Origin of the sequence: Micromonospora trifolii, from assembly GCF_050516465.1 — a bacterium.
Taxonomy (GTDB): Bacteria; Actinomycetota; Actinomycetes; order Mycobacteriales; family Micromonosporaceae; genus Micromonospora; species Micromonospora trifolii.
On sequence record NZ_CP191526.1, the window covers coordinates 6421843 to 6448079 of the forward strand.

The 26237-nt window shown below is 70.9% G+C and carries 22 protein-coding genes; 16 read left to right on the top strand and 6 right to left on the bottom strand.

All coding sequences use genetic code 11. The annotated features are described in order from the left end of the window. Positions 1-18 precede the first annotated feature (18 nt). The 12 genes from ACQRWP_RS29970 (at position 19) to ACQRWP_RS30025 (ending at position 15738) form a co-directional block, all read left to right on the top strand. On the top strand, positions 19-1344 hold the full coding sequence (locus tag ACQRWP_RS29970) for an NADH-quinone oxidoreductase subunit D (protein ID WP_430499555.1): 1326 nt from the start codon (positions 19-21) through the stop codon (positions 1342-1344). After that, positions 1341-2522, top strand: coding sequence for an NADH-quinone oxidoreductase subunit NuoE (nuoE, locus tag ACQRWP_RS29975; RefSeq protein ID WP_430499557.1), 1182 nt, complete (start codon positions 1341-1343; stop codon positions 2520-2522). The genes ACQRWP_RS29970 and nuoE overlap by 4 nt, the downstream gene beginning before the upstream one ends. Next, positions 2519-3835, top strand: coding sequence for an NADH-quinone oxidoreductase subunit NuoF (gene nuoF / locus ACQRWP_RS29980; protein WP_430499559.1), 1317 nt, complete (start codon positions 2519-2521; stop codon positions 3833-3835). Before nuoE ends, nuoF begins: the two co-directional genes overlap by 4 nt. Continuing rightward, positions 3835-6342, top strand: a complete 2508-nt coding sequence (locus ACQRWP_RS29985; protein ID WP_430499561.1) for an NADH-quinone oxidoreductase subunit G — start codon at positions 3835-3837, stop codon at positions 6340-6342. The genes nuoF and ACQRWP_RS29985 overlap by 1 nt, the downstream gene beginning before the upstream one ends. Then, the gene (nuoH, locus tag ACQRWP_RS29990) at positions 6339-7691 is read left to right on the top strand and encodes an NADH-quinone oxidoreductase subunit NuoH (RefSeq protein WP_430499563.1); all 1353 of its coding nucleotides are present in this window, start codon (positions 6339-6341) and stop codon (positions 7689-7691) included. The genes ACQRWP_RS29985 and nuoH overlap by 4 nt, the downstream gene beginning before the upstream one ends. 1 nt (position 7692) lies before the next feature. Beyond that, positions 7693-8334 carry an NADH-quinone oxidoreductase subunit NuoI gene (gene nuoI, locus ACQRWP_RS29995; RefSeq protein ID WP_238679892.1) on the top strand — a complete coding sequence of 214 codons (642 nt, stop codon included), beginning with the start codon at positions 7693-7695 and terminating at the stop codon, positions 8332-8334. Next, a complete protein-coding gene (locus tag ACQRWP_RS30000) occupies positions 8331-9101 on the top strand; it encodes an NADH-quinone oxidoreductase subunit J (protein WP_430499564.1) in 771 nt (256 codons plus the stop codon). Before nuoI ends, ACQRWP_RS30000 begins: the two co-directional genes overlap by 4 nt. Further along, positions 9101-9418 (top strand): NADH-quinone oxidoreductase subunit NuoK, encoded by a 318-nt coding sequence (nuoK, locus tag ACQRWP_RS30005; protein WP_088951135.1) that lies wholly within the window; start codon positions 9101-9103, stop codon positions 9416-9418. Before ACQRWP_RS30000 ends, nuoK begins: the two co-directional genes overlap by 1 nt. Before the next feature lie 12 nt (positions 9419-9430). Then, positions 9431-11356: an NADH-quinone oxidoreductase subunit L gene (nuoL, locus tag ACQRWP_RS30010; protein WP_430499566.1), complete on the top strand. Its 1926-nt coding sequence runs from the start codon at positions 9431-9433 to the stop codon at positions 11354-11356. A gap of 64 nt (positions 11357-11420) precedes the next feature. Further along, positions 11421-12956, top strand: a complete 1536-nt coding sequence (locus tag ACQRWP_RS30015; RefSeq protein WP_145794932.1) for an NADH-quinone oxidoreductase subunit M — start codon at positions 11421-11423, stop codon at positions 12954-12956. A 52-nt stretch (positions 12957-13008) separates the two neighbouring features. Continuing rightward, positions 13009-14562, top strand: a complete 1554-nt coding sequence (gene nuoN, locus ACQRWP_RS30020) for an NADH-quinone oxidoreductase subunit NuoN (RefSeq protein WP_430499569.1) — start codon at positions 13009-13011, stop codon at positions 14560-14562. 90 nt (positions 14563-14652) lie between these two features. Continuing rightward, a complete protein-coding gene (locus tag ACQRWP_RS30025; protein ID WP_430499571.1) occupies positions 14653-15738 on the top strand; it encodes a polyprenyl synthetase family protein in 1086 nt (361 codons plus the stop codon). Here ACQRWP_RS30025 and ACQRWP_RS30030 read toward each other — a convergent pair. Next, positions 15714-16940, bottom strand: a complete 1227-nt coding sequence (locus ACQRWP_RS30030; RefSeq protein WP_430499573.1) for an MFS transporter — start codon at positions 16938-16940, stop codon at positions 15714-15716. The two genes, ACQRWP_RS30025 and ACQRWP_RS30030, sit on opposite strands and share 25 nt — an antisense overlap. A gap of 154 nt (positions 16941-17094) precedes the next feature. Between ACQRWP_RS30030 and ACQRWP_RS30035 the strand changes: the two genes are divergently transcribed. After that, positions 17095-17877, top strand: coding sequence for an IclR family transcriptional regulator (locus ACQRWP_RS30035; RefSeq protein ID WP_238679885.1), 783 nt, complete (start codon positions 17095-17097; stop codon positions 17875-17877). Positions 17878-17979: 102 nt separating this feature from the next. On the opposite strand, the gene ACQRWP_RS30040 is transcribed toward ACQRWP_RS30035, so the two are convergent. Further along, positions 17980-20106: a PhoX family protein gene (locus ACQRWP_RS30040; protein WP_430499575.1), complete on the bottom strand. Its 2127-nt coding sequence runs from the start codon at positions 20104-20106 to the stop codon at positions 17980-17982. Between the two features lie 226 nt (positions 20107-20332). Between ACQRWP_RS30040 and ACQRWP_RS30045 the strand changes: the two genes are divergently transcribed. Together ACQRWP_RS30045 and ACQRWP_RS30050 are read left to right on the top strand one after the other, a co-directional pair. Then, entirely contained in the window at positions 20333-20848 is a 516-nt protein-coding gene (locus ACQRWP_RS30045; protein ID WP_051708644.1) for a sigma-70 family RNA polymerase sigma factor, read from the top strand. Further along, positions 20845-21561 (top strand): anti-sigma factor family protein, encoded by a 717-nt coding sequence (locus ACQRWP_RS30050; RefSeq protein WP_430499577.1) that lies wholly within the window; start codon positions 20845-20847, stop codon positions 21559-21561. Before ACQRWP_RS30045 ends, ACQRWP_RS30050 begins: the two co-directional genes overlap by 4 nt. A 93-nt stretch (positions 21562-21654) precedes the next feature. On the opposite strand, the gene rarD is transcribed toward ACQRWP_RS30050, so the two are convergent. The 4 genes from rarD to eccE form a co-directional block, all read right to left on the bottom strand. Next, on the bottom strand, positions 21655-22599 hold the full coding sequence (gene rarD, locus ACQRWP_RS30055) for an EamA family transporter RarD (RefSeq protein WP_430499579.1): 945 nt from the start codon (positions 22597-22599) through the stop codon (positions 21655-21657). Then, the gene (locus ACQRWP_RS30060) at positions 22596-23093 is read right to left on the bottom strand and encodes a GNAT family N-acetyltransferase (protein WP_430499581.1); all 498 of its coding nucleotides are present in this window, start codon (positions 23091-23093) and stop codon (positions 22596-22598) included. The genes rarD and ACQRWP_RS30060 overlap by 4 nt, the downstream gene beginning before the upstream one ends. 128 nt (positions 23094-23221) lie before the next feature. Continuing rightward, the gene (locus ACQRWP_RS30065) at positions 23222-23608 is read right to left on the bottom strand and encodes a phage holin family protein (protein WP_238679880.1); all 387 of its coding nucleotides are present in this window, start codon (positions 23606-23608) and stop codon (positions 23222-23224) included. Positions 23609-23670: 62 nt separating this feature from the next. Continuing rightward, entirely contained in the window at positions 23671-25554 is a 1884-nt protein-coding gene (eccE, locus tag ACQRWP_RS30070) for a type VII secretion protein EccE (protein WP_430503333.1), read from the bottom strand. Positions 25555-25915: 361 nt separating this feature from the next. Here eccE and ACQRWP_RS30075 point away from each other — a divergent pair, with 361 nt between their 5' ends. After that, on the top strand, positions 25916-26236 hold the full coding sequence (locus ACQRWP_RS30075) for a WXG100 family type VII secretion target (RefSeq protein ID WP_430499583.1): 321 nt from the start codon (positions 25916-25918) through the stop codon (positions 26234-26236). Position 26237: the final 1 nt, after the last annotated feature.

A 26237-nucleotide genomic window follows, 5' to 3' on the forward strand; every position in this document is an offset into this window, starting at 1 on the left:
GATCGGAGGGCCGGCGCTGTGACGACGTCGAACTACGCCAGCGAGCGCGAGACCGACGAGGGCCGGGTCTTCACCGTCACCGGTGGGGACTGGGACACGATCGTCGCGGGCACCGACCCGATCAACGACGAGCGGATCGTGGTCAACATGGGTCCGCAGCACCCGTCCACGCACGGGGTGCTGCGGCTGATCCTGGAGCTGGAGGGCGAGACGGTCCGCGAGGCCCGCTCGGTGGTCGGCTACCTGCACACCGGCATCGAGAAGAACCTCGAATACCGCAACTGGATCCAGGGCTCGACGTTCGTGACCCGGATGGACTACCTCGCACCGATCTTCAACGAGACGGCGTACGCCCTCGCCGTCGAGAAGCTGCTCGGCATCACCGACGACATCACCGAGCGGGCCACCACGATCCGCGTGCTGATGATGGAGCTCAACCGGATCTCGTCGCACCTGGTCTGGCTGGCCACCACCGGCATGGAGCTGGGCGCGATCTCGATCATGCTGTACGGCTTCCGTGAGCGGGAGTACATCCTCGACATCTTCGAGACCATCACCGGCCTGCGGATGAACCACGCGTACGTGCGGCCGGGCGGTGTGGCACAGGACGTGCCGGACGACGCGATCGTCAAGATCCGCGAGTTCCTCAAGATGATGCCGAAGAAGCTCAAGGAGTACGAGGACCTTCTCTCCGGTCAGCCGATCTGGACCGAGCGGACGAAGAACGTCGCGGTGCTGGACGTCACCGGCTGCGTGGCGCTCGGCATCACCGGCCCGGTGCTGCGCTCCGCCGGCCTCGCCTGGGACCTGCGCAAGACCATGCCGTACTGCGGCTACGAGACGTACGAGTTCGACGTGCCGACCCACCCCGACGGTGACGTGTGGGGTCGCTACCAGGTCCGGCTCGCCGAGATCCGGGAGTCGATGAAGCTGGTCGAGCAGGCGCTGGACCGGCTCCGTCCGGGCCCCGTGATGGTCGCCGACCGCAAGATCGCCTGGCCCGCGCAGTTGGCCATCGGCGTGGACGGCATGGGCAACTCGCTGGAGCACGTCGCGAAGATCATGGGTCAGTCGATGGAGTCGCTGATCCACCACTTCAAGCTGGTGACCGAGGGCTTCCGGGTCCCGCCCGGCCAGGTGTACGTCGCCATCGAGGCGCCCCGCGGCGAGCTGGGCGTCCACGCGGTCTCCGACGGTGGCACCCGGCCCTACCGGGTGCACTACCGGGAGCCGAGCTTCGTCAACCTCCAGGCCCTCCCGGCGATGGCCGAGGGCGGTCTGATCGCCGACGTGATCGCCGGCGGCGCCTCGTTGGACCCGGTGATGGGTGGTTGTGACCGATGAGTGTTTTCACTGACGAGACCCGGGAGCGGGCGCGCGAGATCATCGCCCGTTACCCGGCGGACCGGTCCCGCTCGGCGTTGCTGCCGCTGCTGCACCTGGTGCAGGCCGAAGAGGGGTACGTCTCCCCGGCCGGGGTCACGTTCTGCGCCGAGGTGCTGGGGCTGAACAAGGCCCAGGTCGGCGCGGTGGCCACCTTCTACACGATGTACAAGCGCAAGCCGACCGGTGACTTCCTGGTCAGCGTCTGCACGAACACTATGTGCAATGTGCTCGGTGGCCAGGAGGTCTACGACACCCTCGCCGAGCACCTGGGCGTCGGGCACGACGAGACCACAGCGGACGGCACGATCACGCTGGAGCACGCCGAGTGCCTGGCGGCGTGCGACTACGGCCCGGTGATGACTGTCAACTACGACTTCTTCGACGGCGTGGACGCCTCCACCGCTGTCGGTGTGGTCGACGAGCTGCGCTCCGGCGGTCGGCCGATGCCGACCCGGGGCGCCCGGCTCTGCACCCTCAAGGAAATGGCGGTGCAGCTCGCCGGTTTCGCCGACGAGCGCGACGGTGCGGTCGCCGACGGCGGGCCGGGCGAGCCCACCCTGCGCGGGCTGCGGCTGGCCCAGCAGCACGGCGTCTCGGTGCCGGGCTTCGACCCGAACACCCCGATCCGCAGCAAGGCCGAGGCCGACAAGGCCGCCGCCGAGGCGAAGGCGAAGGCGGAGGCCGCCAAGCCGGCGCCCGTCGAGGCCAGCGCGGCGCCGGTCAAGGGTGGCGACGGGGCGTCCGCCCCGACCGGGGTCGCCGAGCCGGCGAAGCCGGCAGAGGCCACCGGGCCGGCGAAGCCGGCAGAGGCGAGTGGCAGCACCACGCGGGACGTCAAGGCACCGGACGACAAGTCGCCGCAGGTGCGTACCGCCGAGACCCGGCAGCCGGACGCGGGCACGGCGGTGCCGGACGCCCCTGGCACCAAGGTCCCGACGGACACCACGGCGCCGGCGTCCCGTGACGCGCAGGCGGCGGAGGCCGCCGGCGTGGCGGCCAACCCGCCGGCCGGCGACGGCAAGCCCGCCGGCGACGAGGCCGGGGCGCAGGAGCGCAACCTCACCGAAGCGAAGGCTGGGACGGACGCCGATGGCGCCGGAGCGGCGGACGCGAACGAAACGGGGGCCCAGAAGTGACCACTCCCCGCCCGGAGACGCTGGCCAAGCTGACGCCGGTGCTGACCAAGCGCTGGCTGTCGCCGGACGCCTGGCGCATCGGCACGTACGAGCAGCTGGACGGCTACGCCGCGCTGCGCAAGGCGCTCAAGGCCCACCCGGACGACCTGATCCAGCTGATCAAGGACTCCGGGCTGCGCGGCCGAGGCGGCGCCGGCTTCCCCACCGGCCTCAAGTGGGGCTTCATCCCGCAGGGCGACGGTAAGCCGCACTACCTGGTGGTCAACGCCGACGAGGGCGAGCCGGGCACCTGCAAGGACCTGCCGCTGATGACCCACGACCCGCACGCGCTGGTCGAGGGCGTCATCATCGCGTCGTACGCGATCCGGGCCGCCCGCGCCTACATCTACATCCGGGGCGAGGCGGTGCACGCCGCGCGTCGGCTGCGCAACGCGGTCCAGGAGGCGTACGACAAGGGTTACCTGGGCCGGAACATCCTGCGCAGCGGCTACGACCTGGAGCTGGTGGTGCACTCCGGCGCCGGGGCGTACATCTGCGGCGAGGAAACGGCGCTGCTGGACTCGCTGGAGGGGTTCCGGGGTCAGCCCCGGCTGCGCCCGCCGTTCCCGGCCACCCACGGCCTGTACGCGAGCCCGACGGTGGTGAACAACGTCGGCACAATCGCCAGCGTGCCGCCGATCGTGCTCGGTGGGGCCGACTGGTGGAAGAGCATGGGCACCGAGAAGTCCTCCGGGCCGATGATCTACTCGCTCTCCGGCCGGGTCGTCAACCCGGGCCAGTACGAGTGCTCGATGGGTGTCACGCTGCGCGAGCTGCTGGAGCTGGCCGGTGGCATGCAGCCCGGCCACAACCTGCGGTTCTGGACCCCGGGCGGCTCGTCCACCCCGCTGCTGGCCGCCGAGCACCTGGACGTGCCACTGGACTTCGAGGGGGTGGCGGCGGCCGGCTCGATCCTCGGCACCACGGCCACCCAGATCTTCTCCGACCAGGACTGCCCGGTCTACGCGACGTACCGGTGGCTGGAGTTCTACCACCACGAGTCGTGCGGCAAGTGCACCCCGTGCCGTGAGGGCAACTACTGGATGGTCCGGGTCTACCGGCGGATCCTCGCCGGTCAGGGCACCCACGAAGACCTGGACACCCTGCTGGACACCTGCGACAACATCCTCGGCCGCTCGTTCTGCGGTCTGGGTGACGGCGCGACCAGCTCGGTGACCTCCTCGCTGAAGTACTTCAAGCAGGACTACCTCGACTACATCGAGGGACGTACCGCGCCGAAGCTCTCCGACAAGCAGCTGGTTGGAGCTCACTGATGACGGACGTAGCCAAGCAGACCGACACGGTCACCCTCACCATCGACGGCGTCGAGGTCACCGCCCCCAAGGGGACGCTGCTGATCCGGGTCGCCGAGCAGATGGGCACCGAGATCCCCCGGTTCTGCGACCACCCGCTGCTGGCCCCGGCCGGCGCGTGCCGGCAGTGCCTGGTCGAGGTGGAGGGCCAGCGCAAGCCGGTCGCCTCCTGCACCCAGACCGTCGCCGATGGCATGGTCGTGCGTACGCAGATCACCTCCCCGGTGGCCAAGAAGGCGCAGGAGGGGGTGATGGAGCTGCTGCTGCTCAACCACCCGCTGGACTGCCCGATGTGTGACAAGGGCGGCGAGTGCCCGCTCCAGAACCAGGCGATGTCCACCGGCCGCACCGACTCGCGCTTCCACGAGCACAAGCGGGAGTACGAGAAGCCGATGGCGATCAGCAGCCAGGTGCTGCTGGACCGCGAGCGGTGCGTGCTCTGCCAGCGCTGCACCCGGTTCTCCGAGGAGATCGCCGGCGACAAGTTCATCGACCTGATGGGCCGGTCGTCCGCCGAGGAGATCAACATCTACCGGGACGACGCCTACGGCGAGGAGGGCGACGCCGGGGATGTCCCGTTCAACTCCTACTTCTCCGGCAACACCGTGCAGATCTGCCCGGTGGGCGCGCTGACCGGTGCCCAGTACCGCTTCCGCGCCCGCCCGTTCGACCTGGTCTCCAGCCCGAGCGTCTGCGAGCACTGCTCGGCCGGCTGCGGGCAGCGCACCGACTGGCGGCGCGGCAAGGTGCTGCGCCGGCTGGCCGGCGACGAGCCGCAGGTCAACGAGGAGTGGAACTGCGACAAGGGCCGCTGGGGCTTCCAGTACACCCGGGCCGCCGACCGGCTGACCACTCCGCTGGTCCGCGACGAGCACACCGGTGAACTGCGCGAGGCGTCCTGGAGCGAGGCGCTCACCGTCGCCGCCGAGGGGCTGCACATCGCTCGGGAGAGCGGGCAGGGCACGGCGGTACTCACCGGCGGTCGGCTGACCGTCGAGGACGCGTACGCGTACGCCAAGTTCGCCCGGGTCGCGTTGAACACCAACGACATCGACTTCCGGGCCCGGCCGGTCTCCCGCGAGGAGGCCGACTTCCTGGCCAGCTCGGTCGCCGGGGTCACCGACGTCACCTACACCGACGTGGAGAACGCGCCGGCGGTGGTGCTGGTCGGCCTGGAGCCCGAGGAGGAGTGCCCGATCCTCTTCCTGCGGCTGCGCAAGGCGTACCTGAAGAAGACCCTGACGGTGTACGCGCTGGCGCCCTTCGCCACCCGCGGCCTGGAGAAGCTCGGTGCCAAGCTGGCCCGGGTCGTGCCGGGCGAGGAGGCCAGCGTGCTCGCCGAGCACGCCACTGTCAGCGAGGCGCTGAGCGCACCGGGCGCGATCCTGATCGTCGGCGAGCGGTTGGCCACCGTGCCGGGTGGGCTCTCCGCCGCGGCCGACGTGGCCCGGCGTACCGGCGCGAAGCTGGCCTGGGTGCCGCGGCGCGCGGGTGACCGCGGCGCTGTCGACGCGGGCTGCCTGCCCAACCTGCTCCCCGGTGGACGCCTGGTCACCGAGCCGGCCGCCCGGGCCGAGCTGGGTGAGGCGTGGGACATCCCGGCCGGGGTGATCCCGAGCCAGGCCGGCCGGGACACCGACGGCATCCTGACCGCGGCCGCCAACGGGCAGCTCGGCGCGCTGGTCGTCGGCGGTGTCGACCCGGCCGACCTGGCCGACCCGCGACTGGCCGAGTCCGCCCTGGACGCGGTGCCGTTCCTGGTCAGCCTCGAGCTGCGTGCCAGCGCGGTGACCCGGCGGGCGAACGTGGTGCTGCCGGTCGCCCCGGTGGCCGAGAAGGCCGGCAGTTTCCTGGACTGGGAGGGCCGGCTGCGCCCGTTCGAGGCGGTGCTGAACACCGCCGCGATGACCGACGGCCGGTTGCTCGACGCGCTGGCCGCGCTGCTCGACGTGCGCCTCGGCACGGCCGACGTGCCGAGCGTGCGTCGTGAGCTGGGGACGCTGCCGGCGACGCGGATGTCCCGGCCGGCCGCGCCGTCGGTCGCGCCGGGCCGGGTGCCGCAGCCGAACGCCGGGGAGGCCGTGCTGGCCACCTGGCACCAGCTGGTGGACCTCGGCACCCTGACCGAGGGCGACGAGAACCTCGCCGGGACCGCCCGTCCGCCGGTGGTCCGGCTGGGCAAGGGCACCGCCGAGGCGCTCGGTGTGGTCGACGGTGACGCGGTCACGGTCGGCACCGACCGGGGGGCGCTGACCCTGCCGGCGGAACTCACCGAGATGCCGGACGGCGTGGTCTGGCTGCCGACCAACTCACCCGGCTCGACCGTGCGGCGCAGCCTCGGGGCGACGTCCGGCGCGGTCGTCCGGATCTCCGTCCCCGCACCGAGTACGGCCATCCCGGCCGGACGCGTGGCGGCCGACGAGACCGGTCTCCCGGGTCCGCTCCTCAACTCCGGGGGTAACCAGTGACTTCGTCAATCCTGGCCCAGGATCCGACGCTGGCCGACTTCGGCCGGGATCCGTGGTGGCTGGTTCTCGGCAAGATTGTCTTCGCGTTCGCCTTCGGTCTGCTGGCCACCCTGCTCGGCGTCTGGTTCGAACGGCGCGTGGTCGGTTACATGCAGGTGCGGCCCGGCCCCAACCAGGTCGGCCCGTTCGGCCTGCTGCAGACCCTCGCCGACGGCTTGAAGATGGCCTTCAAGGAGGACATCCTCCCGAAGGCGGCCGACAAGGTCGTCTACTTCTTCGCCCCGACCATCTCGGTGATCTGCGCGGTCACCGCCCTGTCGGTGGTGCCGTTCGGCCCGATGGTGAGCATCTTCGGTCACCACACGCCGTTGCAGGTCACCGATGTGCCGGTGGCGGTGCTGCTGCTGCTCGCCTGCTCCTCGATGGGCGTCTACGGCATCGTGCTGGGTGGCTGGGCCTCCGGCTCGACGTACCCGCTGCTGGGCGGTCTCCGGTCGAGCGCCCAGATGATCTCCTACGAGGTCGCCATGGGGCTCAGCATCGTGGCGGTCTTCATGACCGCCGGCACGATGAGCACCAGCGGGATCGTCGCCGCTCAGGGCGACGGCACCCAGCTGACCATCTGGGGCCAGACCATCCCGGCGCCGGGCTGGTACGCCATCCTGCTGCTGCCGAGCTTCATCATCTTCTTCATCGCCACGGTGGGTGAGACCAACCGGGCGCCGTTCGACCTGCCCGAGGCCGAGTCCGAGCTGGTCGCCGGCTTCATGACCGAGTACAGCTCGCTGAAGTTCGCGCTCTTCATGCTCAGCGAGTACGTCGCGATGGTGACCATGTCCGCGGTCACCACCACGCTGTTCCTGGGCGGCTGGCGAGCACCCTGGCCGATCACCATCTGGGAGGGCGCCAACTCCGGTTGGTGGCCGATGCTCTGGTTCTTCGGCAAGGTGATCGCGCTGGTCTTCGTCTTCGTGTGGCTGCGTGGCACGCTGCCCCGGCTGCGGTACGACCAGTTCATGCGGCTCGGTTGGAAGGTGCTGCTGCCGATCAACCTGGTCTGGATCCTGGTCCTCTCGGGCCTGCGCTCCATCGAGGACTGGGACACCCGCGGCAAGGTCATCGCCGTCGGCATTCCGGCCGGCATCCTGCTGATCGCCACGATCTTCTGGCCCAGCCGGAAGCCGAAGCCGACGCCGACGACGCAGGAACAGGTCGACAACCGGCCGCACGGGAGCTTCCCGCTGCCACCGATGGATCTTCAGGTACCACCGAGCCCGCGTATCACGCGCGTGGTCGCCGAGCGGGAGCCGGCCAACATCGTTGCCGGCTCGGACTCCAGGGAGGTGTGACGTGGGCGCGATCACCGGAACGTTCAAGGGATTCGGTGTCACCTTCTCGCACATGTTCAGGAAGGTCGTCACCACCGACTACCCGTTCAAGCCGCCGGTGTCGGCGCCGCGCTACCACGGGCGGCACATCCTCAACCGGCACCCGGACGGCCTGGAGAAGTGCATCGGCTGCGAGCTGTGCGCCTGGGCCTGCCCGGCGGACGCGATCTACGTCGAGGGTGGCGACAACACCGACGAGCAGCGCTTCTCGCCGGGTGAGCGGTACGCCAGCGTCTACCAGATCAACTACGCCCGCTGCATCTTCTGCGGACTGTGCATCGAGGCCTGCCCGACCCGGTCGCTCACCATGAGCAACGAGTACGAGCTGGCCCGGGACAACCGGCAGGACCTGATCTTCACCAAGGAGCAGTTGCTCGCGCCGTTGCTGGAGGGCATGGAGCAGCCTCCGCACCCGATGCGGCTGGGTGACAGCGAGAAGGACTACTACGTCGGCGCGCTCGACAACCCGGGCACCTCCGCCGGTGCGGAGACGTCCCCGATGGGCCCCGGCCGCTACCAGGTCGAGGAGCACCCAGGCGTGACGTTCCCGGGCGCCGAGCAGGCCGCCCAGCGCGTGGCGGCCGGCAAGGGAGAGGAAGCATGACCACGTCTACGGTGCTCGCCGCGGCGAATTCGGTCGCCACCGGCGAGGCGGTCACCTTCTGGATCCTCGCCCCGCTCGCGCTGATCGGCGGGATCGGGATGGTTGCCGCGCGCAACGCCGTGCACTCGGCGCTGTGGCTGGTGCTGACCATGCTCTGCCTGGGCGTGTTCTACGTGCTCCAGGCCGGTCCGTTCATCGGCATGGTGCAGATCATCGTCTACACCGGCGCGATCATGATGCTCTTCCTCTTCGTGCTGATGCTGGTCGGACGGGACTCCACCGACTCGCTGATCGAGACGCTGCGCGGCCAGCGGGTCGCCGCGATCGTGCTCGGCCTGGGCTTCGCCGGCCTGGTCGGCACCGGCCTCTACCAGGCACTGGACCGCACCACCACGGCCGGTCTGGACCAGGTCAACGCCGAGGGGAACGTGCAGGGCATCGCCCGGCTGCTGTTCACCAAGTACGTCTTCGCGTTCGAGCTGACCTCGGCGCTGCTGATCACCGCGGCGGTCGGTGCCATGGTGCTGGCCCACGTCGAGCGGCGTAAGCAGGACAAGGTGGACCAGGTGTCGACCATGCGGGCGCGCTTCGCCCCGGGCAACTACCCCGGCCCGAAGCCGGGCCCCGGCGTCTTCGCGACCTCCTCCTCGGTGGCCACCCCGGCCCGGCTGCCCGACGGCCGCCTGACCGACCGCAGCACCCCGGCGATCCTTCCGCAGCGCGAGCTGACCGCCGAGGAGACCGCGCTGAAGGGGACGGACAAGTAATGGGAACGTTCTTCTCGGTCGAGCCGACCTACTACCTCGTCCTCGCCGCGGTGCTGTTCACCATCGGCGCCGCCGGGGTGCTGATCCGGCGCAACGCGATCGTGCTGTTCATGTGCGTGGAGCTGATGCTCAACGCCGCCAACCTGACGCTGGTCACCTTCAGCCGGATCAACGGTGACCTCAACGGTCAGATCATGGCGTTCTTCGTGATGGTGGTGGCGGCGGCCGAGGTCGTGGTCGGGCTCGCGATCATCATGTCCATCTTCCGGACGCGACGCTCGGCGAGTGTCGACGACGCCAACCTGCTCAAGTACTAGAGGGGTCCACCGGTGGAAGAGACTGTGGAATACGCCCAGGCCACGGGGCTGCTTGGGGGCGTCTGGCTGCTGGTGGCGATCCCGCTGGTCAGCGCGGCCATCCTGCTGCTGCTCGGCCGCCGGGCCGACCGCTGGGGGCACTGGTTGGGCGTCGCCGCCATCGGCGCCGCGTTCGTGCTCGGCCTGAGCTTCTTCTTCCAGCTGCGTGGCCTGGAGAACAAGTCGGTCGAGCTGAGCCTCTGGGACTTCATCGCGGTCGGTGATCTGCGCGTCGACTTCGGCCTGCTCTTCGACCCGCTGGCCGCGGTCTTCGTACTGCTGATCACCGGGGTGGGTTTCCTGATCCACCTGTACGCGGTGGAGTACATGTCGCACGACGCGGGCCGTCGTCGGTTCTTCGCGTACTTCAACCTGTTCGTCGCGGCGATGCTGCTGCTGGTGCTCGGCAACAACTACGTGATGCTGTACTTCGGCTGGGAGGGCGTCGGTCTGGCGTCGTACCTGCTGATCTCGTTCTGGACCGAGCGGCCGAGCGCGGCCACCGCCGGCAAGAAGGCGTTCCTGATGAACCGGGTCGGCGACGCCGGCCTGGCCATCGGCATCTTCATCATGTTCGCCACCCTGGGGACCACCCAGTACGACGAGGTGTTCAACTCCGTCGGCGCGCTGACCGGCACGACAGTGCTGGTCCTCGGCCTGTTGCTGCTGCTCGGCGCGGCCGGTAAGTCCGGCCAGTTCCCGCTCCAGGCTTGGTTGCCGGACGCGATGGAGGGCCCGACCCCGGTGTCGGCGCTCATCCACGCCGCCACCATGGTCACCGCGGGCGTCTACCTGATCGCCCGGTCCAACCCGATCTTCTCCGCCAACTCGACGCTGCAACTCGTGGTGGTCAGCGTCGGCGCGCTCACCCTGCTGATCGGCTGCATCATCGGTGCCGCCAAGGACGACATCAAGCGGGTGCTCGCCTGGTCGACGGTGAGCCAGATCGGCTACATGTTCCTCGGTGTCGGCCTCGGCGGCGCGGCGTACGCGCTGGCCATCGTGCACCTGCTGGCGCACGGCTTCTTCAAGGCCAACATGTTCCTGGGCGCCGGCTCGGTGATGCACGGGATGAAGGACCAGGTCGACATCCGCCGCTTCGGTGGGTTGTCCAAGTACATGAAGATCACCTGGTTGACCTTCATGATGGGCTGGCTGGCCATCATCGGCATGTTCCCGTTCTCCGGCTTCTTCTCCAAGGAGCCGATCATCGTGGCCGCCTTCGAGCGGGAGGACTGGACCGCCTGGCTCTTCGGCAGTGCGGCGCTGCTCGGCGCCGGGCTGACCGCGTTCTACATGACGCGGCTGTTCGTGCTCACCTTCCACGGTCCGAAGCGGTGGACCGAGGACATCGAGCACCCGCACGAGTCGCCAAAGCTGATGACCATCCCGCTGATCCTGCTGGCGGTCGGTTCGGTCGGTGCCGGCTTCCTGCTCGCCACGTCCGTTCCGGACTGGCTCACGGAGACCGCGGGGCTGGGCGGCGAGCACGCCGAGCACGAGGCGGTCCTCTCGCACACCGTGATCACCATCCTGTCGCTGCTGGTCACCGTGCTCGGTGCCGGGCTCGCCTGGTTCCTGTTCCGGGCCGGCACGGCCACCGCGCCGCAGCCGGCCGGGGTGCTGGTCACCGCCGCCCGGCGCAACCTCTACACCGACACGGTCAACGAGGCGGTCTTCGAGAAGCCGGGCATCTTCCTCACCCGGGCGCTGGTGTACCTCGACAACCGGGGCATCGACGGGCTCGTCAACGGGCTCGCCGCCGCGGTCGGCGGGGGCTCGGGTCGCCTCCGTCGGATGCAGACCGGCTTTGTCCGCTCGTACGCCACCTCGATCCTGGCCGGTGCGCTGCTGGTGATGGCGGCGTTCCTGGCGGTGCAGGCGGGGTGGTTGGCGTGATCGACCTCTTTCCGGCCGCCCCCGCCGGCGGACCACGCAGTGACGACGGAGGTAAGGCCGCATAATGTCCAACTTCCCGTTCCTCTCGGTGCTCACCGTGGCGCCGCTGGTGGGCGCCCTGGTGGTGGCCTTCCTGCCGCGCCACCGCCCGGAGCTGGCCAAGCAGGTGGCGTTCGCCTGGTCGCTGCTCGTGCTGGTGCTCTCGGTGGTGATGTGGGTCAGCTTCAACGCCGGCGGTGACCGGTTCCAGTTCCGCGAGTCGTACTCGTGGATCCCGAACTGGGGGGTCAGCTTCACCTTCGCCGCCGACGGCATCGCGCTGGTGATGCTGATGCTGATCGCGGTGCTGGTGCCGTTGGTGATCCTGGCGTCCTGGCACGACGCCGAGTCGTCGAAGCGGTCGGTGCCCGTCTACTTCGCGCTGCTGCTGGTCCTCGAATGCACGATGATCGGCGTCTTCGCGGCCGCCGACGTCTTCCTGTTCTACGTGTTCTTCGAGGTCATGCTGGTGCCGATGTACTTCCTCATCGGCAGCTACGGCGGCCACCAGCGGCAGTACGCGGCGGTGAAGTTCTTCCTCTACTCGCTCGTCGGCGGTCTGTTCATGCTGGCCGCGGTGATCGGCCTGTGGGTGGTCGGCGGGAAGACCTTCGACTGGCAGGCGCTCTCGCAGGTCGACATCAGCACCGGCACCGAGCGGTGGCTGTTCCTCGGCTTCTTCCTCGCGTTCGCCATCAAGGCGCCGTTCTTCCCGTTCCACACCTGGTTGCCCGATGCCGGTGGCGCCGCCCCGGCGGGCGCGGCGGCGCTGCTCGTCGGCGTGCTGGACAAGGTCGGCACGTTCGGCATCCTGCGCTACTGCCTGCCGCTGTTCCCCGAGGCGTCGAAGTGGTTCGCGCCGTGGGCGCTGGCCCTGGGCGTGATCGGCATCGTCTACGCCGCGCTGCTGGCGGTCGGCCAGAACGACCTCAAGCGGCTGGTGTCGTACACCTCGATCGCGCACTTCGGCTTCATCGGGGTGGGCATCTTCGCCTTCACCACCCAGGCCGGCACCGGCGCGGTGCTCTACATGCTCAACCACGGGCTGGCCACCGGCCTGCTCTTCCTGGTGGTGGGCATGCTGATCTCCCGGCGTGGTTCGGCGCTGATCAGCGACTTCGGTGGCGCCGGCAAGCTGGTCCCGGTGCTCGCCGGGGTGCTGTTCTTCGCCGGTCTCGCCTCGCTCGCGCTGCCTGGTACGGCGCCGTTCATCTCCGAGTTCCTGGTGCTGATCGGCACCTTCACGGTGAACAAGCCGGTCGCGGTCATCGCCACGCTCGGCATCATCCTGGCCGCCGCCTACGTGCTGTGGATGGTGCAGCGCACCACCCAGGGCACCCTCAACCCGGCGCTGACCGAGGTCGATGGCATGCGCCGGGACCTCAACCTGCGCGAGAAGGTCGTGGTCGCCCCGCTGATCGCGCTGATCGTGCTGCTCGGCTTCTTCCCCAAGCCGGTCACTGACGTGATCAACCCCGCCGTCCAGGCGACCATGGACGACATCGGCAGAACCGACCCGGCGCCGTCCGTGGGCGGCACCGTCCAGGAGGCAGGCCGGTGAGCGCGAGGAGTGAGCTTGCGAGCCCCGCAGTCGCGAACGAAAGGCCGGCAAAGTGACCGAGCTGAAACTGCCGTCGATCGACTACGCGGCGATCTCTCCGATCCTGATCATGCTGGGCACGGCGCTGCTCGGCGTGCTGGTCGAGGCGCTGGTGCCTCGTCGCTGGCGGCACGTGGTGCAGTTGACGCTGGCGCTGCTCGCGGTGCTCGCGGCGTTGACCATGGTGGTCCTCAGCGCCGACGAGCGGATCATCACCGCCGGCCAGGCCCTCGCGATCGACGGGCCGACGCTCTTCCTCCAGGGCGCGATCCTGGTGCTGGCCGCGATGGCGCTGCTGCTGATCGGTGATCGCTCGGTCGAGCGGGGCGGGGCGTTCGTCGCCCAGGCCGCGGTGACCGCCGAGTCGGCCGACGACCGGCGGCAGGCCGAGGGGCGCAACGGTCTGACCGAGGTCTACCCGCTGACCACGTTCGCGATCGGCGGCATGCTGATCTTCGTGGCGGCGAACGACCTGCTGACCATGTTCATCGCGCTGGAGGTCTTCTCCCTGCCGCTCTACCTGCTCTGCGCGCTGGCCCGTCGCCGGCGTCTGCTGAGCCAGGAGGCGGCGATGAAGTACTTCCTGCTCGGCGCGTACGCCTCGGCGTTCTTCCTGTTCGGCGTGGCCCTGATCTACGGCTTCACCTCCGGCATCCCGGGCCGGACTGCCGGCGTCGACTTCGCCACCATCCACGCGGCGGTGGGCGAGTCGCCGGCCAGCCCGGTGCTGCTCTTCGCCGGCATGGCCCTGCTCGCCATCGGTCTGCTCTTCAAGGCCGCGGCGGCCCCGTTCCACGTCTGGACCCCGGACGTCTACCAGGGCGCTCCGACCCCGGTCACCGGGTTCATGGCGGCCTGCACGAAGGTCGCCGCGTTCGGTGCCCTGCTGCGCGTCTTCCAGGTCGCGTTCGCCGACGCCAACTGGGACTTCACCCCGGTCCTCGGCGCGGTGGCGGTGCTGACCATGCTGGTGGGTGCGGTGCTCGCGGTCACCCAGACCGACATCAAGCGGCTGCTCGCGTACTCCTCGATCGCCAACGCCGGCTACCTCCTGGTCGGTGTGTTGGCACCGAGCCGCGACGGGCTCGCCGGCACGATGTTCTACCTGGTCGCGTACGGCTTCTCGGTGCTGGCCGCGTTCGCCGTGGTGACGTTGGTGCGCGACGAGGACGGCGAGGCCACCCACCTGTCCCGCTGGGCCGGGCTGGGCCGTCGGTCACCGTTCTTCGCCGCACTGTTCACGTTCATCCTGCTGGCCTTCGCCGGTATCCCGCTGACCAGCGGCTTCACCAGCAAGTTCGCCATCTTCGGGCCGGCGCTCGAGGGTGGCCAGGCCTGGCTGGTGATCGCCGGTGTGCTGACCAGCATGGTGCTCGCGTTCCCGTACCTGCGGGTCGTGGTGATGATGTGGCTCTCCGAGCCGGGCGAGTCCACCCCGACCGTCACCGTGCCCGGTGGGCTCACCTCCGCCGCGCTGATGATCGGTGTGCTGGCGACCCTGGTGTTGGGCGTCGCCCCGGCGCCGCTGCTCGACCTGGCTACCGGAGCCGCCGAATTCGTTCGATGACCGAAGGATCGATCACCGGGGGTCGGCGCGTGTTCACGTGCCGGCCCCCGGTGCGTATCCCCGGACCGGAGCAGGTCGAACGGGTGTGGCATGGTTGATAGCGTGGTGAAACCGGCGGGCGAGCGTTCAGGTGCCTCCGGCTCCGGCGGTCGACGGGGTCGGGCGAGCACGAGTCAGTTCGGCGCGCTTGGCCTCAACCTCTCCGATCCCCGTGTCGAGGCGTCCGTGCTGGGTCTGCTGGACACGGTCGAGGTCGAGTTGCGGGCCAGCGTGTCCAGTGCCGACCCGTTCGTCACCGAGGCCGCCCGGCACCTCGTCGAGGCCGGCGGGAAGCGATTCCGGCCGTTGCTGGTGGCGCTCGGCGCCCAGTTCGGTGATCCGACCGGTGCGCAGGTGGTCCCGGCCGCCGTGGTGATGGAGCTCACTCACCTCGCCACCCTCTACCACGACGACGTGATGGACGAGGCCGCCGTCCGTCGGGGCGCGCCGAGCGCGAACTCCCGGTGGACCAACTCGGTCGCCATCCTGGTCGGCGACTACCTCTTCGCCCGCGCGGCGGACATCGCCGCCGACCTGGGCCCCGAGGCGGTCCGGTTGCAGGCGCGCACCTTCGCCCGGCTGGTGCACGGCCAGATCGCGGAGACGGTCGGGCCGCGCGCCGACGACGACCCGGTGGCCCACTACCTGAACGTGATCGCCGAGAAGACCGGCTCGCTGATCGCCACGTCCGCCCGCTTCGGTGGGATGTTCGGTGGTGCCGCACCGGAGCACGTGGAGGCCCTCGCCGGGTACGGCGAGACGATCGGTGTCGCCTTCCAGCTCTCCGACGACCTGCTGGACATCGCCTCCGAGTCGGTGCAGTCGGGCAAGACCCCCGGCACGGACCTGCGCGAGGGTGTCCCGACGCTGCCGGTGCTCTACGCCCGCGAGGCGGACGACTCCGACGCGTCGTCGGTGCGGCTGCGGGAGATCCTGGCGACCGGCCCGTTGACCGACGACGCGCTGCACGCCGAGGCGTTGGGGCTGCTCCGGGAGAGCCCGGCGCTCAAGCGGGCCCGGGAGACCGTGCGCAGCTACGCCGAGGAGGCCCGCGCGCAGCTCGCCCCGCTGCCGCACGGCCCGTCCCGCAGCGCGCTCGAGTCGCTCTGCGACTACATCGCCGACCGCACCAGCTGATCCACGCCCCGGGCCGCTACGGCGGCGCGAGTCAACAGCCGGCTGCCGACGAGCATGAGGGCGGCGGCGAGCAGCATCGCCACGGCCGCGATGGTCCACATCGCCGGGTAGCCGAGGTGGGCGGCGAGCGGGCCCAGGCTCAGCGGGCCGAGACAGCCGCCCGCGTACACCCCGGTCTGGGTGATCGAGGTGGCGGCGGCCGGTGACTGTGGGTGGAGCCGGACCACAGCGAAGTTCATCAGGCCGGGCCAGGCCCAGCCCAGGCCGAAGCCGAGCACCACGCCGACCACCAACGGCACCGAGCCGGTCAACGCGAGCAGGCCCAACCCGACCGCGCCGACGAGCAGCATCGCGGCGATGAGGGCGACGTGGCCGGTCTCGCGGCGATCGGCCAACCAGCCGGCGCCCACCCGAGCTGCCACGCAGACCGCGCTACCCAGGGTCAGGGTGAGGCCGGCGAGGCCCGGCGACAGGCCCCGGGCGGCGGCGGAGTCCACCAGGAAGGTGCCCAGCGAGTTGGCCGCGCCCGAGGCCAACGTCGCCGCCGCGCCGATCACCACCAGCGCCGTCGTCGCCCGACCGGCGCGCGCGGCCCCGGCCCGCCGGGCCAGGCCGGGCAACTGCCGGGGTACGGCGGCCAGCGTCGTCAGCGCGGCCACGGCGGCGGCCACGAACGCCCAGCGCCAGCCGGCGGTGAGCGCGATGGTGGGCACCGCCACCCCGGCCAGCAGTGTGGAGACCGGGATGGCGGCCTGCTTGACACCGAACGACAGCCCCTGCCGCCGGGCCGGCACGTGCTGGGCCAGCGCGGCGTTGCTGGCCAACTGGCCGAGCGCGTTCGCGGCGGCGCTGAGCGCCAGCAGGCCGACCAGTACCGGGTACGACCGGGCGAAGGCGGCCACGGCCAGCATCGACCCGGCGGCCAGCAGAATGCCGCAGCGGGCCACCAGGGCCGGCCCGTACCGTTCGACCAACCGCCCGGAGGGCACCGAGGCCAGCGCGCTGACCCCGAAGTAGACGGAGACGGCCAGGCCCAGCCCGGCCGGCGAGAAGCCGAGGTCCGTGCCCATCTGCACGGCGAGACCGCCGAGCAGGAAGACGGGGAGTACGCAGGCCACTGTGGTGACGACTGCGCCAGCGCTGGCCCGGACCGGATGGGGTTGGGCAACGGCCGGATCGGGGGTATTGGAGGTGTCGGTCATCGTTCGGCAAACCTACGCGAGCCCCGCTCACAGCACTCCTGGTGACTGGCGGGGCACAAGCTGTGGATGGTGATCTGGCATCCTCGACCCGAACAGGCATTTCGCACCGGGCCTGTTTTTCATATGGTGTAAGTCCCCGGCGGCGGAGGTGGTTGTGCGCGACCCCTTGGCAGAACCTTCGGACCTGATTCGCAGCGTGTCCCGAGCGCTACGGGTGCTGGAGTCGGTCGGTCGCGCCCCGAAGGGCCTGACCGTCAAGCAGATCGCCCGGCGCTGCGAGCTGACCGTGGCCACCACCTACCACCTGGTTCGCACCCTCGCCTACGAGGGCTACGTGATCCGTCGCGAGGACGGCACGTACATCGTGGGGTTGGAGGTGGCCGACCGGTACCGGGAGCTGGTGACGGCGTTCCGGGGCCCGCCGGCGGTCGGTGAGACGCTGCGGCGGGCAGCCCTGGACACCGGCTACAGCCACTACCTCGGGCGGTTCGTCGGCGGTCAGGTGGCCCTCACCGCGGTCGCCGAGGGGCACCGCTCGCCCTACCTGGAGGATCTGGTCCCCGGCTTCGACGAGGGGGCGCACGCGACAGCGCTCGGCAAGTCGCTGCTCGCCACCCTCACGACCGACCAGCGCTACCGCTATCTGCGCGAGTACGGCATGCGCCCGTTCACCACCGCCACGCTGACCACCACCGAGACTTTCGAGGCCGACCTGGCCGCCGGCGACCGGCGCGGCATGCAACTGGAGATGGGGCAGTTCCGGCAGGGGGTGGCCTGCGCCGCTGTGCTCGTCGCGCCGGACAAGGACATGGAGCGCCGCGTCGTGCTGGCCTGCGCGTTGCCGGCCAGCGAGATGATGACCTCCGCCCGGGTGGTACGCGCCAAGCTGCTCACCGTGGCCCGCAGCGTGGCCGACGGCATCGCCTCCGACAACTGACCGCCGAGAGGCCCTCTCCCGGGCTGGGAGAGGGCCTCTCGGGGCGGTCCAGCGCCGGACCGCCAGAGCAACGTCAGCGGCCGCTCGGCCGCGCGTACGACGTCAGCTGCCCACCGGGCCGCCGTCGAGGCGCCAGGTGACCACCACGCCCGGCTTGGCGTAGTCACCGTCCGGCCAGTTCGAGGCCGGGTTCTCCACCGAGGCCCCGGTGATCTCGCCCGGGTGCTGCACGGCGACGAAGACCGAGCGGTTGTCGCCGGTGATGAACGGGCCGCAGGTCTCCGCGCCGAGCGGCACGGTCAGGAACTGCTTGAGGTGACCCCGCTCCGGGCCCTCCACGGCGGTGGCGAACAGGCCATCGTTGCTGCCCAGCGCGTTGCCGTCGGTGGAGATCCAGAGGTTGCCGGTGGCGTCGAAGGCGACGTTGTCCGGGCAGGAGATCGGGGAGACCTTGGTCTTGTCGTACCCGGCGAAGAAGGTCGACGGGTCGGTCGGGTCGCCGCAGACGATCGGTAGCGACCAGGCGAAGGTCTCCGAGGTGTTGTCGTTGCGGTCCTCGACCAGCTCCAGGATCTGCCCGTGCTTGTTGGCGTTACGCGGGTTGGCCTCGTCCGCCTTCGGGTTGCTGCCGACGCCCCGGTTGGTGTTGTTGGTCAGCGCCACGTACACCTTGCCGGTGAGCAGGCTCGGCTCGACGTCCTCGGGGCGGTCCATCTTGGTCGCGCCGACCTTGTCACCGGCGAGCCGGGTGAAGGTGAGCACGTCCGCGGCGGTCATCCCGTCGACGAACGACCGGTTGCCGCTGACCAGCTTGATCCAGCGACCCCGGCCGTTGAACGCGCCGTCGGCGGGGAGCTTGCCCGAGCCGTCGATCTCGGCGGCGCTGGTCTGGTCGAGCTTCGCCACGTAGAGGGTGCCGGCTTCCAGCAGCGTCAGGTTGTGCTTGCGGGCAGCCCAGGAGTTGCCCTTCATGAACTTCTTGTCCGAGACGAACTTGTAGAGGTAGTCGAACCGCTCGTCGTCGCCCATGTACGCGACCACGTGACCGTCCTTCGCGACGATCACGTTGGCGCCCTCGTGCTTGAACCGGCCCATCGCGGTGTGCTTGCGCGGGCGGCTCTCCGGGTCGAACGGGTCGATCTCGACGACCCAGCCGAACCGGTGTGCCTCGTTGGGGTTCTTCGCCAGGTCGAAGCGCTCGTCCGCGCGCTCCCACTTTCGGCTGCCGCTGGGGTAGCGGCTGGCGGTGCTGATGCCGTAACGGTCCAGCTTCGGCTTCAGCTCGGCCGGGGCGGCGTCGGCGCCCACGAAGTACTGGTTGAAGTTCTCCTCGCCGGAGAGCACCGTGCCCCACGGGGTCACGCCACCGGCGCAGTTGTTCAGCGTGCCGACGACAGTGCGGCCCTTGGGGTCGGCGGCGGTCTTCAGCCAGGCCGAGCCGGCGGCCGGGCCGGTCAGGTCGAACTTGGTGCTCAGGGCGGTGACCCGCCGGTTGTACGGCCGCGGGCCCTTGCCGACCGGCTTCCACTGCCCGGTGCCCGCGACCCGTTCAAGCTCCACCACTGACATGCCGTGGGCGGCCATGGCGGTGCGCAGTTGCTCCACGGAGAGCCCGTCCAGGCCGGGGAAGCCCGGGAACATCAGGTCCTCGTTCGTGTACTCGTGGTTGACCACGAGCAGCGCCCGCCTGCCCTGCTTGTCCAGCGGCAACACGCCCACGAAGTCGTTGTTGTAACCGAACTGCTTGGACTGCGCGGCGGCGGTCTGGTGGTGCAGGTTGAACTCCGGCGCGCCCGGCAGCACCGGGTCACCCCATTTGATCACTACGGCGTGGTCGTAGCCGTTCGGCACGACCAGGGTGTCCAGCTTGTTCGGTGGGATCGGCTTGAAGGTCAGCGCGCCGCTGCCGGCCCCGGTGCTCGGACGACCGAACCCGAAGTTCTCCGGTACGTCCGGGGCGGCCGGGGCCGCCATGGCCGGAGCAGCCCCGGCGAGCGCTCCGGCTGCCGCGCCGCCGAAGCCGAGCACCAGCGCGCCGACCGCGCCGGCCCGGACCACGCCACGCCGCGACACCTCGGCGTTCACCACGTCACCGAAGTACGCGTTGTCGGAGGTGTTCGGGACCGGGTGGTCACACGCGTTTCCGCACCGGTACAGACAGGTCATGGCATCACGGGTGCCATGGCGGGTGCCGTTCAACAGGGGGAGCAGCCGGGGACGGTCGCTCATGGGGGAGGCCTCCAGAGAAGTCGGTGTCACGACAGGCGGCGTACCAGCCGGACGCTAGGAGGACGTGGTGAGCGCACGTCAGCCGCGATGTGAACCGGGCATGAACACCTTCGTCGGCGGCAACACCACGCAACCGGTCTGACCTCGGGCTGAACCGATCGGCGTGACCGCACGTATTCCCGAGCGGACGCACCGCCGGACGCGCGCCGGAAGCGAGGAGACCGCCATCAGCGACCACGACGCCCAACTGCTGCGCGCGCTGCACGACGAGCACGCGGAGGCGCTGTACGCCCATGCCCTCCGGCTGGTCAACGGGGACCGGCAGCGGGCCGAGGACCTGGTGCAGGAGACGCTGCTGCGGGCCTGGCGACATCCGGAGTCGCTCGACCCGAGGCGCGGATCGGTGCGGTCCTGGCTGTTCACCACCGCCCGCAACCTGGCCATCGACGCCTGGCGGCGGCGATCCACCCGGGTCGGGGAGGTGTTCACCGACGATCTGCCCGAACCGCCCGAGGTGATCGACGAGGCCGAACGGGCGGTGGAGGCGTGGACCGTCGCCGAGGCGCTGAACCGGCTCAGCCCGACCCACCGGGAAGTGCTGGTCGAGTGCTTCTACCAGGGGCGGTCGGTGGCCGAGGCGGCGTCCCGCCTGGGCGTACCGCCAGGGACCGTGAAATCCCGCACCCACTACGCGCTGCGGTCTCTACGGTTGGTCCTGGCCGAGATGGGGGTGACGGGATGACCCGGTGCGAGTTCGCGTACGACGACGGCGCGTACGTGCTGGGCGCCCTCGCCCCCGCCGAACGGGCGGCCTACGAGCGGCACCTCGGCGGCTGCGCCTCGTGTCGGGAGGCGGTCGCCGAGATCGCCGTCCTGCCCGGGTTGCTCGGGCGCCTCGACCCGGCGGGGTTGGAGCAGATCCTGCCGCCGCCGGCCCCGCCCCGGGTGCCCGCGCTGCTCGACGAGGCCCGCCACCGCCGTCGTCGGGAACGCGCCGCGGACCGGCGACGGTACGCACTGACCACACTGGCCGCCGCCGGGCTGGCGCTGGTGGTCGGTGTGGGCACCGCCGTGGCGTTGCCTCGACCGGTCGACCCGTCCGGGCCGCCCGGCGCGCAGGGCAACCCGGGCCCGCAGGTGTCGATGGTGGCCATGCGACCGGTGGCCGCCGCCGGGCCGGTGCACGCCGACCTCGGGCTCACCGGCACCAAGTGGGGCACCGAGGTGACCATGCGTTGCGGGTACGACGCGCGGACGAGCTACGGCAAGGCGTACCCGTTCCGGCTGGTGGCCCGTGGTCCGAACGGCGCCACCGAGCAGATCGGCTCCTGGCTGGCGGCTCCCGGCGACGACCTCAGCTTCACCGGCGCGACGAGGTTCACCGACGCCGAGCTGGTCAGCGTGGAGCTACAAAAAGCCGACGGAACCCCTCTCCTCACCTACGCCGTCCCGTAACCGCACCCACCCACCCACCCCCACCCACCGGCCACGCCCCGCCCCGCCATCCGCGTCGATCAAGGAGTTGTGGTGGGTGGCAAATCGCCCGAACTAGTGCTGGGCGGGCACCACAACTCCATGATCGACCGTGGTTGGGGGTGGGGTGCGGCGGGACTGGCGGGTGCGGCGGGAGGTTCGGACGGCGTCGGCGGTGAAGACGATCAGGGCCAGCCAGACCAGCGCGAAGCCGGCCAGCCGGGCCGGCGGCATCGGCTCGTGGAAGATCAGCACTCCGCAGCCGAGCTGAAGGATCGGCGCCAGGTACTGGACCATGCCGAGGCTGCTCAGGGGCAGGCGGTTGGCCGCCCCGGCGAACAACAGCAGCGGGATCGCCGTGGCCGCGCCGGCCAGCACCAGCAGCGCGGTGTGCCCGGCCGAGACATGCCCGAAGGTCAGGTCGGCCTTCGCCGTCAGCCAGGCCAGGTAGCCCAGTGCCGGCAACGCCAGCACCGCCGACTCGACGAAGAGCCCCTCCGCCGCCGGCAGCCCGAGCCGCTTCTTGACCAGGCCGTAGCCGGCGAAGCTGAACGCCAGGGTCAACGCCAGCCAGGGCAGCCGGCCGTAGTCCACGGCCAGCACCGCTACCGCCGACGCGCCGATCCCCAGCGCCACCCACTGCGCCGGGCGTAGCCGCTCGCGCAGCACCGTCACCCCGAGCAGCACCACTACCAGCGGGTTGATGAAATAGCCGAGCGCGGTCTCCACCACCCGGTCGGAGTTGACCCCGTAGATGTAGGTGCCCCAGTTGACAGCGATCAGCGCGGCGGCGGCGACGATCCCCGCCACCGCCCAGGGGCGGCGCAGCAGCGCCCGCAGGAAGCCGATGTTGCGCAGCGCCCCCAGCAGCAGGGCCACGAAGAGCACCGACCAGACGATCCGGTGGGCCAGGATCTCCAGCGGGCCGGCGGGCCGCAGCAGCTTCAGGTAGAGCGGAAAGAAACCCCAGAGCAGGTACGCGCCGAGGCCGTAGAGGTATCCCAGACGGAGTGGCGTCACGCCTCCACCGTAAGGGGCGTAGTGCTGCTTTGTTCCTTTCCGGTGATCGGGGTCACCGGGGGTCGCCGGTCGAGCTGCATCCAGCGTTGCGGCACGTCCAGCGGGGTGAAGCCCACCCGCTCGTACACCTGGTGCGCGTCGCTGGTGCAGAGCAGGATCCGGCGTACGCCCAGCTCGGCCAGGTGGTCGCGGACCGCGCCCGCCAGCCACCCGCCCAGCCCGCGACCCCGGGCGGCCCGGTCGACGTACACGTCGCAGAGCCAGGCGAAGGTGACGCGGTCCGTGACGACCCGGGCCACCGCCACCTGACGGCCGTCCTCCGGCCGGTAGATGCCGAACGGCAGCGAGCCGGCGAACGCCCGCTCGGTGGTCTCCCGGTCTCGTCCGAGCGCCCAGTACGCGTCGGTGGACAACCAGTGGTGCACCAGGTCCAGATCGATCCGCGCCGGATCGGTGCTGAGCAGGTGGCCGTCGGGGTAGGTCAGCGAGAACATGCCGCGACGCTAACCGTCGAGGTGGGCACTCGGACCGGCCAATTCCCGAACTCTGGTCATCGGCCCGCCGGGGCCCCGGCCGAGGTCGGAGCCCCGGGCGGGCCGGGTCGGTGCTGGCTGGTCGCCGGTCAGTCCCGGTCGAGGACGGCGCCGAGGATCCAGGTCACGATGCTCACGAAGAGGGCGCCGAGCACGGCCGCCGGCCAGAAACCGTCCACCGAGAACGGCAGCCCGGCCTGGTCCGCGATCCAGCTGGTGAACAGGAAGAGCAGCCCGTTCACCACCAGGGCGATGAGACCCAGGGTCAGCAGGTAGAAGCCACAGCCGACGGTCTTGATGATCGGCTGGAGAACCGCATTGACCACACCGAAGATCACCGCCACCAGGAGCAGCGTGGTCACCGTCTCGGTGGCCGAGTTCGAATCCAGGGAGATGCCCGGAATGAGGAGCGTGGCCAGCCAGAAAGCCAGAGCTGTGCTGGCCAGCCGAATCAGCAGACCTTTCAGAAAACCCATGGCGGGGATCGTGCCACGGACACCGCACCGGCGTAACCCGGCAGCCGGCCGTCCCGGTGGATTCAGCCGCGCGTCGGCGGTCCGATCAGTTGTGCCTCGATCGGAGTGGGGGAGAGCAGTGCCCAGCGCAGCGCCCGACGGTTGACCACGGCCACCATGTCCTCCCGGATCCGGGTCAGCCACTCGGCCGAGCCGCCCAGCCCCAGCGCGGCGCCGGCCAGGGTGGCCTCGGCCGAGGTCAGCGGCTGGAGCAACGCCAGGTCCGCGCGGCTCAACGCGTCCACATCGGCCGGGGTCAGCTCGTCGCGTACCACAAGGGTGGCCCGCCACGGCGAGCCAGGCGCGGCCTCGGCCGCCACGGCGTCGACGATCAGGAGCAACGGACGCAGCGCGGTGCCCACCCCGTCGGCGATCGCCCGACCGGGCGGGAGCAACGGGATCGTGCCGCCCGGCGCGCCAACCCCTCGGATGAACGGCTCCCAGGCGCGTGGCCGGGCGGTCTGCACCACCACCAGGGCACCGAGTGCCAGGGCGCGCAGGGCCACCAGCTGGGCTGCCCGCACCCCACCGACCAGCAGCACGCGGGTGCTCTCCGGCCGGAACAGTCGCACGGTGACGGCTCGGCCGTGCCGGTTGGTGCCGACCATCATGCCCGCGTCGCCCAGGGACAGCTCCCAGTCGTCCACCGTTGGGCCGGGTCGCGCCCCGGGCACCGGTGGGCGGGGCTGCGCCCCGGGTGCCGTCAGCGCCAACGGCAGCGTGGCGGCCAGCCCGCTCAGGTGGGCGCCGTCGAGCCGTCGCAGCTTTCCGCCCAGGTCGGTCACCAGGCGGACCAGCGCCTCGGTGGCCGCCGCCAACTCGGTCGCCGTCCCGGCGGCCAGGCGTACGGTCAGCTCGGTCGGTACTCCGCGGGTCACCGGTGGACCCGACGGCGTCGACATCGTCGGCGACGGGCCTGAGCAGATCGACACCGTCGTGGCCGTCGCCGGCAGTGCGAGCAGGCGGGGCACCAGCCGGCGTCCAGCCGCAGCGCCCGCGTCGGGCCAATGGACCAGTCGGAAGGTGGCCTGGACCAGGGTGCCGGACCGGATCGCCGGCCAGGACTCGCGGACCGGTTCGCCGTCGTGGTGGGCCAGCTCGCCCAGGACGCGGAGCGCCGCCGGCACCCCGAGCGGCCGCGCGGCCAACGGCCCGAGCCGGCGGACGATCCGGCGGACCGTGCCGGCGAGAACCCGGCGCAGGTCCTCCTCGGACCAACCGTTCACCCGCAGCACCCGGACCGCCACCACCGCCCGTTCGCGCCCGGCGAGCCGTCCGTCGGTGAGCTGCCGGTACGACGTGCCGACCGTGCCACCGGCGCTCGGCACCGGCGCCGGTGCACCGGCGAGCAGCAGTTGGACCAGCAGCGGGGGCTGGTCCGGCCCGGTCGGGGGAAGCAACGCGGCCGGGGCGGGGATCGCCTGGGAAACGTCGCCCAACAGGTCGCCGGGGTCGCCCAACTCCAGGAGCGCGACCATGCCGGTGGTGTCCTCCAGGACGGCCGCCGGCCCGCCGGTCAACTCGGTCGAGCGGACCACGGTGCCCGGGGCGACCAGGTCGAGCAGTTCGGCCGCGTCGGCCGGCCCGGTCAACGCCCGCCGGCGGGTGAGGTGCCCGATGGCGGTGCCCAGCCACTCGAAGAGCCACCGCCCCCGCACCGGCACCCAGGCCGCGGCCACCAGCAGCACGGCCACCAGTACGGCCGCCGCGACGACCGGTGCGGGTCGGCCGAGGACGACGAGGACGAGCGCCGCCGCGACCTGTGCGGTGACCAGTTGGCCAGCTCGCGCTCCGGCGCCCACCCGACGGCCGAGCGCGACCCAGTCAGCCACTGGCGACCGGCGACGGGGGGTGCGCTGATCGACCGACAGCGGGCCACGGTCGGTGGGTCGGCCCGGCGCTCCCACCCGTGGGGAGGCACCTGCCTCGGACCCGACCGGGGTCGGCGGGTGCGGCCCTCCGGTGGTGATCGCCGGCACCGTGCCTCCTCGACCAGTGGGGACCGGGTCGGGCGGCCGGCCGCCCTCCGGCGGCCCGTCACGCGCCGCGACGTGGCTGCGGCACATCGTAAGCGACCGATGGCCGCCTCGGTTGTCCACAGGGGAAGCCGGTGGGGTAGCAGAACCGCTACGAGGTCGCTACCGTCAGCCACGAAGTCCTTCGCTGACCCGTGTCTCAGTGCTCGACGACCGGGCCAAGCGACGACGCGTCGGCCAGGGTGGGCGCGTCGACGGCCAGGTGCGATCCGAGAGACGAGGTGACGTCCGGATGTCCCAAACCAAGGCAGAAGCAGCGGTGATGCAGCAGACCGCCGCGAAGTTCGAGCAGGTGGACCAGTCGTTGCAGTCCATGCTGACCGGCCTGCTGGCCGAGCTGGAGGTGTTGCAGCAGGCCTGGCGTGGCGCTGGTGGCCGGTCGTTCGAGCAGGTCAAGCAGCAGTGGTCCCAGGACCAGGCGACGCTGCACCGCGCGCTGCGCGAGACCGCCGGTGCGATCCGCACCGCCGGTCGGCAGTACCACGCGTCCGACGACGAGGTGGCCAGCCGGGTCGCCGGCACCAACCGCGGCGGCATCCAGCTGCCGCTCTGAT

Excerpts from the sequence above, each read along its gene's own strand:
- nuoE (WP_430499557.1), top strand. The coding sequence starts at position 1,341 with ATGAGTGTTTTCACTGACGAGACCCGGGAGCGGGCGCGCGAGATCATC.
- ACQRWP_RS29985 (WP_430499561.1), top strand. The coding sequence starts at position 3,835 with ATGACGGACGTAGCCAAGCAGACCGACACGGTCACCCTCACCATCGAC.
- ACQRWP_RS30000 (WP_430499564.1), top strand. The coding sequence starts at position 8,331 with ATGACCACGTCTACGGTGCTCGCCGCGGCGAATTCGGTCGCCACCGGC.
- nuoK (WP_088951135.1), top strand. The coding sequence starts at position 9,101 with ATGGGAACGTTCTTCTCGGTCGAGCCGACCTACTACCTCGTCCTCGCC.
- ACQRWP_RS30015 (WP_145794932.1), top strand. The coding sequence starts at position 11,421 with ATGTCCAACTTCCCGTTCCTCTCGGTGCTCACCGTGGCGCCGCTGGTG.
- ACQRWP_RS30025 (WP_430499571.1), top strand. The coding sequence starts at position 14,653 with ATGGTTGATAGCGTGGTGAAACCGGCGGGCGAGCGTTCAGGTGCCTCC.
- ACQRWP_RS30030 (WP_430499573.1), bottom strand. The coding sequence starts at position 16,940 with ATGACCGACACCTCCAATACCCCCGATCCGGCCGTTGCCCAACCCCAT.
- ACQRWP_RS30040 (WP_430499575.1), bottom strand. The coding sequence starts at position 20,106 with ATGAGCGACCGTCCCCGGCTGCTCCCCCTGTTGAACGGCACCCGCCAT.
- ACQRWP_RS30050 (WP_430499577.1), top strand. The coding sequence starts at position 20,845 with ATGACCCGGTGCGAGTTCGCGTACGACGACGGCGCGTACGTGCTGGGC.
- ACQRWP_RS30060 (WP_430499581.1), bottom strand. The coding sequence starts at position 23,093 with ATGTTCTCGCTGACCTACCCCGACGGCCACCTGCTCAGCACCGATCCG.
- ACQRWP_RS30065 (WP_238679880.1), bottom strand. The coding sequence starts at position 23,608 with ATGGGTTTTCTGAAAGGTCTGCTGATTCGGCTGGCCAGCACAGCTCTG.
- ACQRWP_RS30075 (WP_430499583.1), top strand. The coding sequence starts at position 25,916 with ATGTCCCAAACCAAGGCAGAAGCAGCGGTGATGCAGCAGACCGCCGCG.